General features: G+C 53.1%; 13 protein-coding genes. 2 read left to right on the forward strand and 11 right to left on the reverse strand.

Features of this window, described 5'->3' with window-relative positions; genetic code table 11:
• Positions 1–9 precede the first annotated feature (9 nt).
• The gene (locus HP435_RS28095; protein WP_173598942.1) at positions 10–1,053 is read right to left on the reverse strand and encodes an extracellular solute-binding protein; all 1,044 of its coding nucleotides are present in this window, start codon (positions 1,051–1,053) and stop codon (positions 10–12) included.
• A 292-nt stretch (positions 1,054–1,345) separates the two neighbouring features.
• Here HP435_RS28095 and HP435_RS28100 point away from each other — a divergent pair, with 292 nt between their 5' ends.
• Positions 1,346–2,668, forward strand: a complete 1,323-nt coding sequence (locus HP435_RS28100; protein ID WP_173598941.1) for a hypothetical protein — start codon at positions 1,346–1,348, stop codon at positions 2,666–2,668.
• 79 nt (positions 2,669–2,747) lie between these two features.
• Complete coding sequence (locus HP435_RS28105) at positions 2,748–3,260, forward strand: hypothetical protein (RefSeq protein WP_122962309.1); 513 nt, start codon at positions 2,748–2,750, stop codon at positions 3,258–3,260.
• Between the two features lie 63 nt (positions 3,261–3,323).
• Here the strand turns inward: HP435_RS28105 and HP435_RS28110 are convergent, their stop codons facing one another.
• From HP435_RS28110 to HP435_RS28155, 10 genes are all read right to left on the reverse strand, one after another.
• Positions 3,324–5,021, reverse strand: a complete 1,698-nt coding sequence (locus HP435_RS28110; RefSeq protein ID WP_173598940.1) for an amylo-alpha-1,6-glucosidase — start codon at positions 5,019–5,021, stop codon at positions 3,324–3,326.
• Entirely contained in the window at positions 5,011–5,682 is a 672-nt protein-coding gene (locus HP435_RS28115; protein WP_122962307.1) for a YesL family protein, read from the reverse strand. The genes HP435_RS28110 and HP435_RS28115 overlap by 11 nt, the downstream gene beginning before the upstream one ends.
• 13 nt (positions 5,683–5,695) lie before the next feature.
• A complete protein-coding gene (locus HP435_RS28120; RefSeq protein ID WP_083955838.1) occupies positions 5,696–6,508 on the reverse strand; it encodes a carbohydrate ABC transporter permease in 813 nt (270 codons plus the stop codon).
• Positions 6,505–7,425 (reverse strand): carbohydrate ABC transporter permease, encoded by a 921-nt coding sequence (locus HP435_RS28125; protein WP_173597297.1) that lies wholly within the window; start codon positions 7,423–7,425, stop codon positions 6,505–6,507. Before HP435_RS28125 ends, HP435_RS28120 begins: the two co-directional genes overlap by 4 nt.
• A 57-nt stretch (positions 7,426–7,482) precedes the next feature.
• Complete coding sequence (locus tag HP435_RS28130; protein ID WP_173598939.1) at positions 7,483–8,784, reverse strand: ABC transporter substrate-binding protein; 1,302 nt, start codon at positions 8,782–8,784, stop codon at positions 7,483–7,485.
• A 119-nt stretch (positions 8,785–8,903) separates the two neighbouring features.
• The gene (locus HP435_RS28135; RefSeq protein WP_122962304.1) at positions 8,904–10,094 is read right to left on the reverse strand and encodes a response regulator; all 1,191 of its coding nucleotides are present in this window, start codon (positions 10,092–10,094) and stop codon (positions 8,904–8,906) included.
• Positions 10,066–11,799, reverse strand: a complete 1,734-nt coding sequence (locus HP435_RS28140) for a cache domain-containing sensor histidine kinase (RefSeq protein WP_173597233.1) — start codon at positions 11,797–11,799, stop codon at positions 10,066–10,068. The genes HP435_RS28135 and HP435_RS28140 overlap by 29 nt, the downstream gene beginning before the upstream one ends.
• A 91-nt stretch (positions 11,800–11,890) precedes the next feature.
• Entirely contained in the window at positions 11,891–14,995 is a 3,105-nt protein-coding gene (ebgA, locus tag HP435_RS28145; protein ID WP_173598938.1) for a beta-galactosidase subunit alpha, read from the reverse strand.
• Between the two features lie 14 nt (positions 14,996–15,009).
• Positions 15,010–16,020 carry an ROK family protein gene (locus HP435_RS28150; protein ID WP_173597231.1) on the reverse strand — a complete coding sequence of 337 codons (1,011 nt, stop codon included), beginning with the start codon at positions 16,018–16,020 and terminating at the stop codon, positions 15,010–15,012.
• An 18-nt stretch (positions 16,021–16,038) separates the two neighbouring features.
• Positions 16,039–16,983 (reverse strand): 1-phosphofructokinase family hexose kinase, encoded by a 945-nt coding sequence (locus HP435_RS28155; protein WP_173597230.1) that lies wholly within the window; start codon positions 16,981–16,983, stop codon positions 16,039–16,041.

Raw genomic sequence — 16,983 nt, forward strand, 5'->3', positions numbered from 1 at the left:
CAAACTCCTCTAGTTGGCAAGAACTTCACTCTTCCAACGCTCGATAAAAGCGTTTTGAACCTGATTCATTTTCGCAAAGTCAACGTCGCGGACGCGCTCATAATCAGCCGCTGGCAAGAACTTGCTTTCGACCTCGCCTGGAATCTGCACGTTGCGGATCGGGCGGACAAAGCCTTTGGCGAACATTTGCTGACCTTCGTCGGAGAGCAGGAAGTCGAGATATTGTTGTCCGGCCTCTTTATGCGGCGCATTTTTGATAATCGACATGGCGTACGGCAGCTTCAGCGAGCCTTCTTTTGGAATGACCACATCGATTGGGCCGTTTTCTTCGTACTTCATCTTGTAGCCGTTGAAATCGGCGTCGATAATGATCGGAATTTCGCCTTTCATCACTTTGGCATTGGCTGTTCCTTTTGGATGGATGACTCCGTTTGCCTCCAGCTTTTTCAAGTAATCGATGCCCGGATTCCAGTTGTCCAAATCGCCGCCCATGGCGAGGTTGGCCGCTACGGTCACGCTGTAGCCTACGGCAGCCGAGGACGGGTCGAGGAATCCGACTTTGCCCTTGTATTCCGGCTTCAAAAGGTCTGCCCACGATTGTGGCGCAGGGGTGCTGCCCAGTGCCTGCTTGTTGACGATGAACGAGATCGCGCCGTAGTGCACTGTCATCCACTTGCCGTCAGCGTCTTTCAACGCTGCGGGAATCTCGTCAAAATGCGGCGGCTTGTAGCCTTCCACCAAATCTTTCTCGACCGCCTGAGAGCCGAAGACGATTCCGTAGTAGACCGCATCGGCGATCGGGCTGTCTTTTTCCGCAATCATCGCTGTCACGGATTGGCCGCTGTTTTTATTGTCATTCGGTACTTCGATCCCGGTCTTATCCTTGAACGCCTGGCGAATCGTGCCAAAGCTCGCCCATTCATCAGAGTTGTTGTACACAATCGCCATTTTTCCGGCGCCCCCAGCTGCTCCAGTTGCGCTTCCCGCCGCAGAGCAACCGACCATACCCACCATTGCCACTGCCAAGGTCAAGCCAAGCCAACCACGTTTCATCCTCTGATTCCTCCTGTCGTTTTGAGCGGAACACAAAAAGGGAGACACAAAAAAAACACATAGTCCTTCCGCATGCCACCTGGCGCACGTACGAAGAAACTATGGGTTTTCACATGTCTCCACCCAATGGTTCCGAAGCTATTTGCTTGTTGCTTTTACTATAAGCCTTGAATGTTAAGGGAATGTGTTACAATTTTTAATGAATGTTAAAGATTGGTAAAATATTGACAATAAAATGTATAATAAATATACTCAAAGTGATTTAATTACATTTTTTTACTTTGAAGGTAGTATGAGTAAACAAAATCTCTTACTAGTTGCTGGCGCACTTCTTTTATCAACTTTAGCTTATCCAGATACCGGAGTAGCAAAAGAGTCTTCTTCATCTATGCTCATCAGTAAAAGTAGTAACGAGCGATTTGTAAAAGAAATCGGAAAATATATTCCCAAGAATAGGAAATCAATACTTAGTACAAACGATCTTGAAAAAATAGCAAATGGCACCGCTCAAGCTCTAATGGAGAGTATGGTTATTTCCGCAGTCGATACAGAATCCCCTTGGGCTGAACAAATAAAGAAAGGCATATTTAAAGTAAAGAAAATTATTCCTGTGCATGACTTGGAAGATCGCTTATCAGAGGTTCTTGTTATTTTCACAGAAGGGTTCGTTATTGTGGACTCCGATAGCGGCGAGCTGCTTCAATTCTCCTTTGAAAAGATTGATTCTTCATATTTCGATAATAACAAAACTTTATATTCTAACCAGTTTCAGCATTTTTCAGTTAATCACGATGGCGTTGTAATTGAAGGTAAGGATAAAGGAAAGTCAATAGATGAATTGAAGAGGGAAAACAATAGCGAGCCAAACAAAAAGAGAATTATAAACACTACTCAGATGCAGAATAAATGGGAGAATACCACTGAAGATACGCTAGATTCACTATTTTCAACTTTTCTTTCAGGTGCTAACGAAGGATACGACGGCGACTATATTACAGATCCAGGCGTATGGTTAAAAAAATACTTAGAAAATGATGGATATACAAATGTCAAAGTATCCGAAGAGTATAGCCAATCTTACTATGTTCCTGAAATAAATCAGGATGATAGTCCATGGGATAACTACGATAATGATTGCGCATTAATTAGCACATTAGAAATTATGAACTATCACTCTAACTTATCCTCTTCCAATAAAAAGAAAGCATACGACGCAATGATTAAATCAAAATACTTTGTTAAACCGGACAACGGGGTCTATCCTTGGGATAATGCTAACTTATACAAAATTGCAGCTAACGCAGTAGGGGATTCATCTCAATCCACAAGTGATGATGAAGAAATAGTCACCCCAGATTACGACGATATTAAAAACTATTTAGATAGTGATGGGCCAGGGTATTATAGCATGGACTCGAAACCTTACTATGATCATACAGTCACTGTTAAGGGAGCCAAAGAATACGAGGCAACTTTTCGAGATAGCAATGATACACGCCACGTATGGACTTACGAGTTTCTTAGGATAAATGATCACTGGGGAGCGACTTCTAAAGACGCTTATATCCGCCCCATTTATTTGTCTACCTACTATGTTTCGATAAAACACAACTAAATAGTATTTCAGATAGTGAAGTGCGGTTTGTTATGACTTTGTATTTCAAAATGCAATACACGCTCACCATGGAGGATCTATGCCAATTCCCCTGTCCCACATTTTTTACTCCCTGTTCTTTCTTGTCATCTTCCTAATCTACTTTTCTTTGGTACTTCGCCGCGCAGGATGGCGCCAAAGGAAGTGGCAGATCGTATTTGCTCTTTCCTTGCTCATCCTTATTCAATTGTTTTTTTGGGACAGAGAATTTCAACATGCTCTAAAAAGTTATCTGGCCCCTAGCCATTCCTTCCAGTGTGAGGAACTCAAACTGCCACTTCCTGAACGTACAGTTTTTGAAGGTATAACAGACAGCTGCTCACCATTTTATCGGACGTACTCCAATGAGAATGAGTTTAATGCTTTTTACAATGAAGTATTGCCAATATTGAAAAACGAAGGAAAGATTAGCAGCTTTCATGCTTTGGTCAATGAATCAAGTTTTTTAGTTTATGAAGGAGGAAAAATTCTAAAGATACAATATAAGTACTTGAGTAACGATTATTACCGCTTGAAAATTACCTATCCTTATAAAGAAAACCCTACTCCTTAGCAAGGAAGGTGAAAAAGACGATGGCTACGCTCTTTTCCAGCAGCCATCGTCCTTTTTTGTCACTCACACATACTCATGCGCCAACATTAAAAACACGCTGGACGTCCACGTAAACGCCCTGTCTCTCAGTCCCGCACCCGACAGGGCATCGAAGTTCTCCGCCATCCCGCTTGCCGCCGCCATCCGGCAAAAGCGTCGGGCAATTTCCTGGGAAAGCTTTTGTTCGCCCGCACGGCGCAAACCATCGACCAACAGCATGGTCACCGGCGCCCAAATCGGGCCGAGCCAGTAGCCATCGCTGCGGTAAAACGGGCTTGCCGGGCTCTCCGTAGCCAGTCCGTGGTCCGTTAAAAAACGCTGCTGCACGTCTGCGATCATCTGCTCACGCATCGCTTCGGGCAGCTTTTCGCCAAGCACAAGCGGCATGTAGCAGATCAAGCTGTCACCTCGGGTGGGCTGGTCGCTCCCCGAACGTGTCGCAAAAAACTTTTTCCCATCCCAATGCTGTGCCAGCAATCGCTGCAAAGTCGCTTCCGACTTTTCTTCCCAGGCTTGCGCCTCGTCATCCCGGCCCAACCGCTTCGCCACTCCCGCCAACACATCCATTTGCAACACGAGATACGCGGGCAAATCCGGGCTTTCAATCGGTGTTCCGTCGAGAAAAACCGTGCTGTTGTCCCAGCCGCAATCATAGCCGTGATTGTATTGAGGAATGCCGTCCTGATCATCATCGCGGTAGCGGAACCACCAGTCCGTCCAACGGCATAGCGGCTCGTATATCGCTGTCAGCATCTCATCGGTAACATCGTCGTTGCGCGCCAGCATCCAGCCCAGCGTCCAGCCGTGAATCGGCGGCTTGCAGCAGTTCCAGAGCGCATACCTGTCGTTGATAAAATCGGGGAACACGCCGCTCTCATCCTGCCTGTCGATAAACACCATCAACTGATCCCAGGCGAGCGGCAAATTCCAGCGAGTCAAGGCCATCGCATTGAAACAATGATCCCAGCTCCAGATGTTGGTCATCCAGTTTTTCGACATGTACATCGCCGGACGCGGCAAATACCCTTCTGGCCTTACGACACACGACCACGTTATATACGCTGCCAGCTCGCGCGCTTCTGCCAGCCCGTCTTCACGAGCAGCTTCCGAAAGTGGCAGAGTCTGTCCCAGCCATTCGCGATACTCTTGCTCCACCCGAGCGCGACCGGAAGCAAAATCAGGATAGCTGCGCTCTCGCCACACCGTCTGAAATTCCTCGATTACGCCCTCCAGCTCACCCGTCTGACCGTCAGGCAAAAACGACAGCTTGACCTGACTGTCTCGCGTCGCCTTCCACGCGTCTTCTACCGCCACTTTTCCAGCAAGCGGTGTCAGTCGAAAGTACAGCTCGGTCGTAAAATGGTTGACTACCAGGCAGTCGGCTGGTGCTGGCATGACGTAATCCGCGGCCTCCGATTCCACCACCAGCCGCAAGCCGACACCCCGTCCGCGAACCTGAACAAGCTGCGGCTCGCCCATGCACAATTCCAGCTCGCCTTGCTCTGCCCGCAGCACGAGCACAGTTGGCGTAGCGACTGCTTCAAAAGGAACGGCCACCCCGCCGTCTACCAGCTCCAGGCGAAATACAGCTCCGTCACGATTGTCTCCGCCACGCACGTTGCGCAAGTACAGTCCCTCTGCCCGCTTGTCGCTGCCAAGCCGGGAAACGACGAGAAAAGACCCGTATCGGCTAAAAGGAACGATTCCCAAATCAAACTGCATATGTTTCACCCCGTAGTTGCTGTGTAGTTGCTTTGCGCTCGCACTTTTCCAGCAAGCGAACCGTCCGCACTGCCATCCACCAGACAAGCGCACTTGCCCCCAACAAGATCGGCAGCGCAGGCAAGACAAGCATGATGCCCACGCACAAAAACACGCCGCCGACCGTCACCATAGCGTGCAGGGGAAAAGCCGCCACCGCCCAGAACGACTGCCTGATTCCTGCCCAAAAGCCGCGATCCAGGCGCACAAGCAAGGCAAAAGCGTGACAGCAAATCGCGGTATGCAGAAGACTGATTCCTGCCAACAAAGCTGCGCAGACAAGGCTCCATTTTGTGCCCAAACCAAGGAAAAAAATCAGGTCGCCCCACAACACGACTCCCGACAGCAACAGGGCATATCCCAATAGCTGGCTTCGCCAAAAGTAACGGCGGTACGCATACCAGAAAGCCGCTGCGATTCCTCTGTCATCCCTGTTTCCGCCTGAGCCTTGCCCGCCAAGCACCTCATGCATGGCTGCGGTCGCCGGAAAAATGCCAAGCACGACGCCTCCCAAAAGCGTGCCGCCGATCCAGAGCAGGTGGGCTACTGCCAGCCGCAACAGCCACTCTCCGCATTGATGAACCGACCAGAATGCCCCTTCCCATTTCTCCCGATGTTTCACCTGCCACGCCTCCTCACTTGATGCCGACCCCTGCCGCGTTGTCGACGATATACCGCTGGGCGAGGAAAAAGAGCACGAGCGGCGGCAGCGAGATCAGGATCGTGACCGCCATCAGCCCGGTCGCTTCCACGTCGTACATGCCTTTGAACTGCGCAAGCCCGAGCGTCAAAGTGTACTGGCTCTGGTCATTCAAAAAGATCAACGGCCCCAAATAATCATTCCAGGTGTTCATAATATTGAAGACGCTAATCAAAATCAGCGCAGGCATCATCAGCGGAACCACGATGCGCGCGTAAATCTGGAACGGGCCTGCCCCATCGATGCGTGCCGCTTCATCCAGCTCGCGAGGAATTGTCAAAATAAACTGACGCATCAAGAAAATATAGAACGGCGCCCCGAAAAAGGAGGGCACAATCAATGGCTTCAAGGTATTAATCCAGTTCAAGTAATTAAATTCCATATACAGCGGAATCATCGTCACTTCCCACGGAATCATCATCGTCGCCAGCACGACCATGAACAGGAAGTCCCTGCCTTTAAACGTAAATCTGGCAAACCCGTATGCCACCAGCGATGAGGAAATCAGCTGGCCGATCGTCGTCAAGAGCGTCACGCTCAACGAATTTTGCAAAAACAGATTGAACGGCTGCGACATCCACGCATTGGCGAAGTTCTCCCAGTGCAAGACGTCAGGAATCCATTTGGGCGGATACGTGTAAATCTCCTGATCCGACTTCAACGCAGTAGAGACCATCCAGTAAAACGGAGCCAGAAACAGAAAGGAGAAAAAGATCAAGCTCGTATACGATATCGCTTTGCGAATCAAGCTTCCTCCCCTCCCTTGCGATTGTCACCTTCGTAGTACACCCAGCCTCCGGATGTTTTGAAGACGATGAAAGTCAGCACCAAAATGATCAAAAACATAAACCACGAGTTCGCCGACGCATACCCCATCTTGAAGTATTTGAAGGCGTTGTCGTACGCGTACATGGCGTAAAAGTAAGTCGATTGCAACGGCCCGCCCCCGGTGAGCAAAAGCGCCAGGCTGAGCTGCTGAAACGCGCTGATGATCGTCATGATCAGGTTGAACAAAAGCGTCGGGCTGATCATCGGCAGTGTGATGCGAAAAAACTTGTGCACCGTACCCGCGCCGTCAATGGATGCAGCTTCATACAAGCTTTCGGGAATCCCTTTCAGCCCCGCGAGAAAAATCAGCACCATCGAGCCTTGCCCCCACAGACTGGCGATGACCATGGCGACGAGCGCCCACGACGTGTCATTCAACCAATCCGGCCCGGTAATTCCGATCAGGCTGAGCAAGTAGTTGAAAATGCCGTACTCGCCGTCATACACCCATGCCCAAATCATCGCCAGCGCCACGCCGGAAATCACGCTCGGCAAGTAGAACACCGTCCGGAAAAAGCCGCTTGCCCGCACTTTTTGGTTAAGCATGATCGCCAAAAACAGGGCGATGATCAGATTGAGCGGCACAAACAGCAGGGCGAACTTGATCGTTACCCAAAGCGATTGCCAAAACAGCGGGTCATCGGTAAACATGTTGACGTAGTTGTCCAGCCCGACAAAGGTAACCTCCCCCACTACAGGCCAGTCAAAAAAGCTCATTACGAGCGAAAACAGCATCGGTCCCAGCGTAAAAGCGAGAAAGCCGATGATCCATGGGAGGATAAAAAGATAGGGGGTGAGAAGCGCCCCCCAGTTCATTTTTTTGGGTTGTACGGTCATGGCAGGCTGCTCAAGCGTCACGATTGTCTCTGTTTTCACGTCCCTGACATCCTTCCCTTATTTTTGCATGTACTTCTGGGAGTCCTTGACCGCCTTGTTCAGCAGCTCTTCGGCATTTTGGCCCAGCATGATCGCATTGACCGCCGCCGAGAGATTGCGATTGATCTCGTTCCAATGCGGGTGCAAAAGGAACGCTGGCGTATCGTTCGACTTCTCCAGCATCTTGTAAAACGGAGCGTACAGGGTGTCCTGATCGAGCTTTTTCTCCTGAACCACGCTGATCCGTACAGGCAGATCGGACGTGCGCATTTTGATCGCTTCGCTGGAAACGAAGTATTTCACGAACTCCCAAGCCAGCTCCTTATGCTTGGAATCTTTGGCGATCGACACCGAGGAAGTGGCGATGACACCTTTGCCCTGCTTGCCAGGGAACTGCGGCATTACGACCGTGCCGAAATCGACGTTTGCCTTTTTGTAAGACTCCAGCGACCATACGCCGTTGTCATACATCGCCAGTTTGCCAGCTTTGAACAAGTCGTTTCCGCTTTGCTGATTTTTGCCTCCGACGAGCACCGCGCTCTTTTCCTTCGTCAGATCGCTGAAAACTTGCAAAGCTTGCGCGGTTTCTTTGCTATTCATGAATCCATCGATCGATTTTCCATCCGGGCTGATAAAGCTGCTGCCGTTGCTCCAGACCACTTCCTGCAGGTCGTACGTATCCGGCTCAGAGCGAACGGCAAATCCGTACTGCTTCTTCTCACGGATCGTCAGCTGTTTGGCTGCTGCTTTAAAGTCGTCGTACGTCCAGCCGTCTGTCGGCAGTGGCACATTCGCCTCGTTGAACAGCTTTTTGTTGTAAAACATGACGCGCGTCGAGAACCCGGCAGGCAATCCGTACAAGTTCCCGTTGTAGCGGTTGTAATTCAACAGCCCTTGATAAAAGTCGTCGATGGCGACTGTCGAATCTTTTTTTGCAAATTCATCCAGCGGCTCAAGCGACGCATGGTAAGTCGGGAAATCCCACATGTACATGACATCCGGCGGGTTTTTCGCACCGAATGCCGCGACCAGCTTCTGGTCAAAACCATCGGCATACGCTTCGACCTGCACTTTCACGCCGGGATTTTTTTGTTCGAATTTCTTCGCGATATCTTGCTGAATTTTCAGCATTTCATCCGTGTCCCATGTCGCAAAGCGCAATGTAACCGTTTCCTTTTTTTCAGACGATGTCGGCGTTGTGCTGCCAGTGTTACTGCCCGTGTTTTGTGTCTCTGCTGGCTGGCTTTGCGAACAACCCGTCACTACAGCGAGAAGTAGTGCCATCCCGGCTGTCATCCATTTTGACGCCATCTTTTTCATCTGTGCCCCCCCTTGAGTTACAGCCTGATTTTTCTCCATTCTAATGAAAGAAAAAATATGGGGAAACCGCCATCTGTTCGTAATTAGTACGCGAATTTGTTTCCTTTTTCCGGGCCGAATCAAGTTTGCGCGGTGGAGTGGACGATTGTTCGGCCAGACTCCTCTTTTTGTTTGAAACGGTAATGACTGGGACTCATGCCTGTGTATTTTTTGAACCATTTGCTAAAGTATTTGGCGTCAGGCAGACCGACGCGTTCCGCCACTTCCTGGATCGACATCGTTGTCTCGCCAAGCATGCCTTGCGCGATTCTCACGCGACGCTTGTCGAGAAACTCCCCGAAGCTCTCGCCCACGCCTTTTTTAAACAACACGCTAAAGTGGCTGCGGCTCAGCCCGACCTGTGAAGCAACCTCGCTTACCGTCAGCGGCGTGTCCAGCCGATCGAGCGCATAGTGAACGGCCTGGCGAATCGGCTCCTGCCACGCATCCTGCATCACGCCGAATTTTTTCGCCCATTCCGTCTTCTTGTACAGCGTGCGCACCGTCAGCAGCCACTGCTCGCGCCCGCTAAAAGGACCCGCCGTTTCCCAGCTTGTCACGGTTCCGGCCAGCTTCCATTCCACCAGCAGCGATTCCACCTGCCTGCACGAATCAGCGGGACAAAACAGGAAGCGGTGATCTCCACACGGAATCCATTCCCAGGTCGTATCCAGCTCCCGTGACAACATTACCCGTTCCTGCTCTTCCCGATACTCGCCCATGCCTGCCAGCAACCATACGCGCGTGGCATCGTTCATCCAGCCCCACTGCGCTTCCAGCATGGCAGCCAGGCTTTGCTCAAAGCCGCGATTCAAGCCCGTCAGCCATGTTCCAAATTCGAGCCTCCACTCCTTTTGCCGTTCGCGAGGTTGAGGCGGTTGCTTTTTCTCCCCTGTCAGCTCAGCTCTCATCCTTTGCAGCAGGGAATCCCACTCATCATCCTGAAACTCGGTTTTGAGCAAATAGCCAGACACACCGAGAGAGATTCCCTGCTGGGCGAAAGTAAAGTCGCGGTGGCAGCTCAGCAAGAGCACTTTCGTCTGCGGCGCCTGTTCCTTGACCCGCCTGCACAGCTCCAGACCATCCATTTCCGGCATGACGATATCGGTAATCACAAGCTCAGGTTGAATCTGCATAAAAGCTTCCCAGCCCTTGCGCCCATTCGGGGCATCCGCGACTACCTCCATACCGTAACGGCTCCACGGCACCATCGCCTTCAGACCTTTTCGCACCAGCACCTCATCATCCACAATCATTACCTTGATGCTCATCAGGCACTTCCTCCCTTTTCGGCCATGTGATCTGAATCGTGGTTCCTGCTCCTCTGACTGACGAGATGTTCAACCCGTATTCCTTGCCAAAATGAAGCTTGAATTTCTGATCCACATTGAACACGCCAAGACCCCGCTTGCTGGAGCGTTTCAGTTCCGGGTCCAAGAGCTGGGCAAGCCGCTGCGGCTCGATTCCCGCGCCATCGTCGCGCAACAGCAGCGTCACGATGCCTGCTTCTTCCTGAACCGCAATCCGGATGATCCCTTCTCCGTCTTCAAAAGCGTGGAAAAAAATATTTTCCAAGAGCGGTTGGAGCGTCATGCGCGGAATCAAATAACGGCTGCACGCCTCCACGCCGTCCTGCTCAAACGAAAAGACAGGCCCGTAGCGAAACTGTTGAATCTCCAAAAAATGCCCGGCTGTCTTCAGTTCCTTTTCCAGCGGCACCAGCTCCTGCGAGATGTCGAGGTTGCCTTCCAGCACTTTGATCAGGTGGTAGAGCATGCTGCCGATTTCATTCGCTCCGGAGAGCCTTGCCTTCCACTGGATGGAGTTGAGCGTATTAAACAACAGATGTGGGTTAATCTGGTAGTGAACGGCGCGCAGCTCCGCCTCTTTTTTCAATTGCTCGGTTTTGCTCACCTCAGCGACCAGCGTCTGGATTTTCCTGACCATCTGATTGAAGCTCACGCCGAGCCTGCCCAGCTCGTCTTCCGTATCGACTGTCGCTCGCGTTTGCAGCTCGCCCGTGCCGACCAGCCGCATCGTTTCTTCCAGCCTGCGAATTTTTCCGGTGATTCGTCGGGAAAACAAATAGGCGAGCATGACTGCCAGCGCTGCCGACAAGACGAGGGCAGCCACGAAAAAAGAGCCAATCACATCGGCAGAACGATTCATCTGCTCGTAAGGCAAGCGCACCTGCATCATCCAGTTGTTCGATTCCAGCGGCTTGTTCCAGACGATGTCGTCTTTTTGTTCGGTAAAACGGCCCGCTGTCTGGTAAATCAGGCGGCCGTTTTCATCGGTAATCGTTACGTACGCCTTCATGTCGTCTTCCAGCTTCTGAAACAGCTGAAACAGCTTTCCGGCTTTCATTTCAATCAAAATCCGGCTGTCCTTGAGCACGCCGTAACCGCTGAGAACAGGCACGACCAGTCCCAGCACCTTTTCGCTATGGCGAAATTCGGTTTGTTCAAACCCGACGTAATGCCGAGGGGTGTAAAAACCGATCCAGCTCTCCCCTGTGAGCTTCGCGGGCAACGCCTTCCACCATTGTTCGCGCTGCAAGTCTTGCCCGTTGATCACATTTTTCCCGAAAAAATACCCCGAGGGCGTCACGATGAAGATGCCTTTCGTATCCTGCGTGCTGTACGCCCCCAAGAAACGTTCAAAGTTTTTTTGCTCCAGAAAGCCCGCGTATGTTTTCGGCTGCTCCTCGCGCATGACGATCAGCGTGGGGTCGGACAAGTACGTGTTGATGTCGTAGGCGATGTAGCGCATTTGACTCAGGTAGTTGTCGATCTGGATTTGCAGCTGTGTCGCAATGTACTCCCCGGATGTGCCAAACTGCTCCCGCACGACCATCGACGACTTCCAGTAAGCCATGCTGCCGAGAATAAACAGCGGGATGATGGCGGCGATGAGCATACAAGCGAGCAGCTTGGCGTGGATACTTCTGCGCGGAACGAGCAACCATGATTTCATGTGACAGAACCACCACCATTATTCGATTAGTTGCACTATTCAATCTTTAATTAAATTGTACAACTTTTTTCAGGTGGCTAATAGGTGTGCTTTAGTCACTTATTTGCTGTTTGCTCAACTGGATTTCCGAAATGGCGTCTTTGGAAAAGGGAGCGAGGCGCAGCTGGAAGCGGAATGCTTCTGGACGCAACGCATGTTGTTCCGATTGCTTGGGACCGCAGCTGTTGCTTCCCAGACCGTTTTGCCGATAATCCAGATGCAGCGTCACATAGTCCCTTTTCACCAAGTCGGTCACATGTTTGGCCTGCTCCAGATCGTCTGTATCGTAGCGAAGGGCGCTGAAATCCATCGTCGGCTGGCCGCTCGCGAACAAACCTATCCCGCGCTGATCGGTGATCGACATCCATCTCGCGTCCGTGCGGTTTCCGTTTTCCTGCGGGAACACATACGGCGTGTACAGCTCATCGACACTGGCGTGGTATACGCCGACGCGATTCGCTTCCTTGCTGTCGCTGTACGACTCTCCTGGGCCGAGGCCGTACCAGGATACGCGCTCCAAATCTTTGGCAATCAACAGCTTCAAGCCGATTCGCGGCAACATGGCTGGCGGCGTGCCGTGCGGTGTTCCCTGCACCTCAACATGCACTTCGCCGTTTCCGAATACCGTGTACGTGTATCGGCAGGCAAATGCCCAAGCGTAGACAGGCGGGCCAATCCGCACATCGCAAACAATGACGGCGCGATCATCGCGTTCCTGCTGCAAAGCGACCGAGTCGACCCGTGTCTGCAAACGGTCCAGAAACGCCTTGCGCCAGTCTTCTACCACGTACATGTCATTGTCGATCGGCACCCGCCAAAACGTCAGCCGCGGCCCCGCAACAAGCAATTCCTTGCCCGCAAACACCCAGCTTTTGGGCACGCCGTCTGCTTTGTCAAAAACAAACCGGAAGTCGCCGCCTGCAAGTGTTATCTCTCGCTTCGTTTCTGCCGCTTCCAGATGTCCAGGCGAGATTTTCCGGGAAACCGCTGCTGCTGGCTGCGGTGCGGACACTGGCAAAGCGAATTGTGCCCAGGCAAGCTCATGCCCGGCGTGCGCCCATGTCTCATCTTGGGCAAGCACAAATGATACGGTAAGCCAATAATCGGTCTGCTCTGCTGCAAACTCCGGCACTTTATACGGGATCACGACGTCTGCACGGCTTCCTGCTTTTACGTCAGGCAGACTCATCGTTCCGCTTTGCAAAACATGTCCATCTGCGGTGATGCTCCAAACCATCCGCACGTGATCGAGCGTGCAAAAATCGTAGCGATTGTGCAGAGTGACGACGCCTTCTTTCAAGTCGACTGCGGCTACCGTAATCGGCTCGATCACTTTTTTATATTCGAGCAAACCAGGCGACGGGGTGCGGTCAGGACGGATCAAACCGTCGATGACAAAGTTGCCGTTCGTCGGGTAGTCGCCAAAATCTCCCCCGTAGGCAAAATACTCCCGTCCATCTTCCGTCCATTGACGCAGACCGTGGTCAATCCACTCCCAGACAAAGCCGCCTTGCAGGCGTTGATACTTGTCAAAGACGTCGGCGTAATCGCGCAAGCCGCCAGGACCGTTGCCCATCGCGTGAGCGTACTCGCACATGATATGCGGCTTTTGCAATTGCTCGTTTTCTCCATGCTGCATCATTTTTTCGACGGAAGAGTACATCGTGCTGAACACATCGCATACTTCTGCTTCCCGATCTTCCTCGTAATGAATGAGCCTGGTCGGATCGGCTTGTCGGCACCACGCCGCCATCGCGCGGAAATTGCAGCCGAAGCCGGATTCGTTGCCGAGCGACCACATGATGATCGACGGATGGTTTTTGTCCCGCTCGACCATGCGTTCCATCCGCTCGACATAGGCGTTCTCCCACTCGGGATCGTCGCTGAGCTGACTGATGTTCCCGGTCAACTGGAAGCCATGCGTCTCCAAATCCGTTTCATCCATGACGTACAGACCGTATTGATCGCACAAGTCGTAAAAGCGCGGATCGTTCGGGTAATGCGCGGTGCGAACGGCATTGATGTTGTGGCGCTTCATCATCAGCACGTCCTCGCGCATCGTTTCAAAAGGAACGGCGCGCCCGAGATCGGGGTGGTGATCGTGCCGATTGACGCCGCTCAGACGAATGGGCACGCCATTGACGAAAAAGTTGTTCCCTTTTACCTCAATCGAACGGAAGCCGACGCGAATCGGAATGACCTCCACCGTTCCGCTCGCCTCCTGCCCAAGCTCCAGCAGCAAGTGGTACAAATTCGGCTCCTCCGCCGACCATTTTTTCGGCCCTGACACGGGCAACCGCAGATCGAGGAGCGTTTCCTGGCCTGCTTCAACCGTACCGCCAATCCGCTGCACTTCCGCCGCCACAGGCTGCCGGAACTGATCGAGCAATTTGGCTGTCACGCTTACCCCGCCAAGTCGCTCCGCCCCGCTGTTTTCCACATGTACGCGCACACGCAGGATGCCATCCTGATACTTGTCGTCCAGCTCGGTTACGACCGCCACATCCCTGACGTGCAGCTTGGGCCGGGCAATCAGCGACACGTCGCGGAAAATGCCGCTCAAATACCACATGTCCTGGTCTTCGAGATACGTTCCATCCGACCATTGATACACCTGAACCGCGAGACGATTTTTCCCGGTACGCAGCAATTGCGTCACGTCGAACTCGGACGGCAGGCGGCTTCCCTGGCTGTAGCCAACCTCTGCGCCGTTCAGCCAAACGTGAAAAGCGCTGTCCACCCCTTCAAATCGCAAAATGACCTGATGCTGTTCCCATTCTGGCGAAACGGTAAACTCGCGCAAGTAGCAGCCAGTCGGATTATCGGAAGGCACATGCGGCGGATCGACGGGAAACGGGTAGTACAAGTCGGTATAATGCGGCTTCCCATGGCCTTGCAGCTGCCAATGACCCGGAACCTGGATTCGCCCCCACTCCGCAGCGTCATAGTCGTCGGCAAAAAAGTCATCCGGGGCACTCAGCGGCGATGTCGCATAGGCGAATTGCCACTGCCCATTCAACAGCTGAAACCACGGGGTCGCGCCCCTGTCGTAAGTCAATGCTTGCGTCGCCTCCGGGTACGATAAAAAGTAAGCCCGAGCCGGCAAGCGGTTCCTTTGCAGCAGCTGATGGTTTGCCCAGTCATTCAGTTGTTTCATCTGCGTCCACTCCTTTATCCTCGTAACGATTCGCAAGTGCCTTGTTCCCGCTGCATCGCTTGCAGCGCCAGCGCTCCCGCACCCAACATTCCTGCATCTGCCCCAAGCTGCGCCAAAACAACCTTGGCTTGCTGTCCCACGACATCCATGGCATAGCGCGCTACGCTTTTTTGCACAGGCGCAAGCAGCAGTTCCCCGGCACGGCAAACGCCTCCGCCTACCACAACAAGCTGCGGGTTGAACACATTGATCAGGACAGACAGCGCCCAGCCGATGACGTCGCACGCTTTTTCCCATACCTCGATCGCCAGCCGATCCTCCTGCGCAACCGCTTTTGCCACGTGTTCCGCTGTCAGACGCTCCAGCTCACCGCCGCACAAGGCATGCATGACCGACGACGGTTCCGCGTTTGGCGCTCCGTCCGCCAACGACCGAGCAAGTCGCTCGCGGGCCAGCCTCGCGATTCCCGTAGCAGAAGCGACCGTCTCGACGCAGCCGATCTTGCCGCAATTGCAGGCAGCGGTCAGCCCGGGAACATGGACATGCCCAATCTCTCCCGCAAACCCGCTGCTGCCAGTAACGAGCCGTCCTTCGTTCACGATCCCCGCTCCCACGCCTGTGCCGAGTGGTACAAAGACGAGGTGAGACGCGTTCCGTCCCGCTCCGAATACGGCTTCCCCAAGCGTAGCCGTGCGCAAGTCGTTGTCAAAAAACAGCGGCAAGTCGACCAGCCTGGCGAGCGGCGTACGAATGTCCGCCTGATGGAGCTGAAAATTGGGCGAATGTACCGATATGCCGCGCTCGGCGTCGAACGGACCGGGAAAGCCGATGCCTACCGCTTCGACGCTCCCTTTTGCTTGCTTCCGCAATTCATCAATGAGCCCAGCCATTCGTTCAATCAGAATGGGCAAATCGTTGTACACCCGCGTCTCCTTTTCTCCCCGAACCAAAATCCGCCCTGCCTCGTCCATAACCGCGCCTTTCATGGTGGTGCCGCCGACATCCAGCCCGATTACATGACGCATGACACTCCCTCCTCTCCTTTACCCAACCTGCTCCACATGCATCGGCCTGTTCATCATGCTCTGAACGGCCCCAGCCGTCACCACGCCTGCCCCAAACGAGCTTGTATTCGCAGCAGCGCAAGCCATGCCCAACCGGATCGCGTCCGGCCATGCCAGCTCGCGCATGCGCCCGGTCAGCACTCCGGCAAGCAGCGAATCGCCGCACCCTACCGTGTTGTTCACTTCTGCTTCGGTCAACGGGACAGCCGAAATGCGCCATGTCTGGTCTTGATCGCCGAACCAGGCTCCTTCCTGTCCCAGCGAGAGCAGCACCCGCTTGGCGCCCCGCCTGCACAGCTCGCGAACGGCTCGGTACCGGGCATCGTCACTGTCCAGCGAGTAGCCGAGAATCGCCTCCGCTTCGGGCTGATTCGGCTTGATCAACTCAGGCTTTGCCCCGATCCCTTCTGCCAGCGCCGCACCGCTCGTATCGAGAACACATTTGGCTCCCGAGGAAGCCAGCCCTTTTATGAGTACGGCGTACGTGTTCACCGGAAGTCCGCGCGGCAAGCTCCCGGAAAAAACCACATACGTCGCTTGCTGGGCCAAGCGCGTCAACCTCGCTTGCAGCAAAGCCAGCTCATCCGCTCCAACCGCTGGCCCCGGTTCCAATACTTCCGTCACCGTTTTTGCCTGCTCGTCGAGAAAAGTCAGGCACAGCCTCGACTCTCCCTGCACCTCGACGAACGAGGTGGCTATCCCTTCGCGGTTGCATCCTTCGGCGATGAACCTCCCGTTATGCCCCGCCACAAACCCGCTCGTCACTACCTTTTGGCCCAGCGTATTCGCGACCCGCGCTACATTGATGCCTTTTCCCCCCGGCAAACTCCATACTTCCTGAGTGCGATGCAGTTCCCCCGCGCGAAAATGAGCGAGGCGGTACGTTTTGTCGATCGCCGCATTCAGCGTCACTGTGACGAGCAT

The sequence above is a fragment of the Brevibacillus sp. HD3.3A genome (assembly GCF_013284375.2).
Taxonomy (GTDB): Bacteria; Bacillota; Bacilli; order Brevibacillales; family Brevibacillaceae; genus Brevibacillus; species Brevibacillus parabrevis.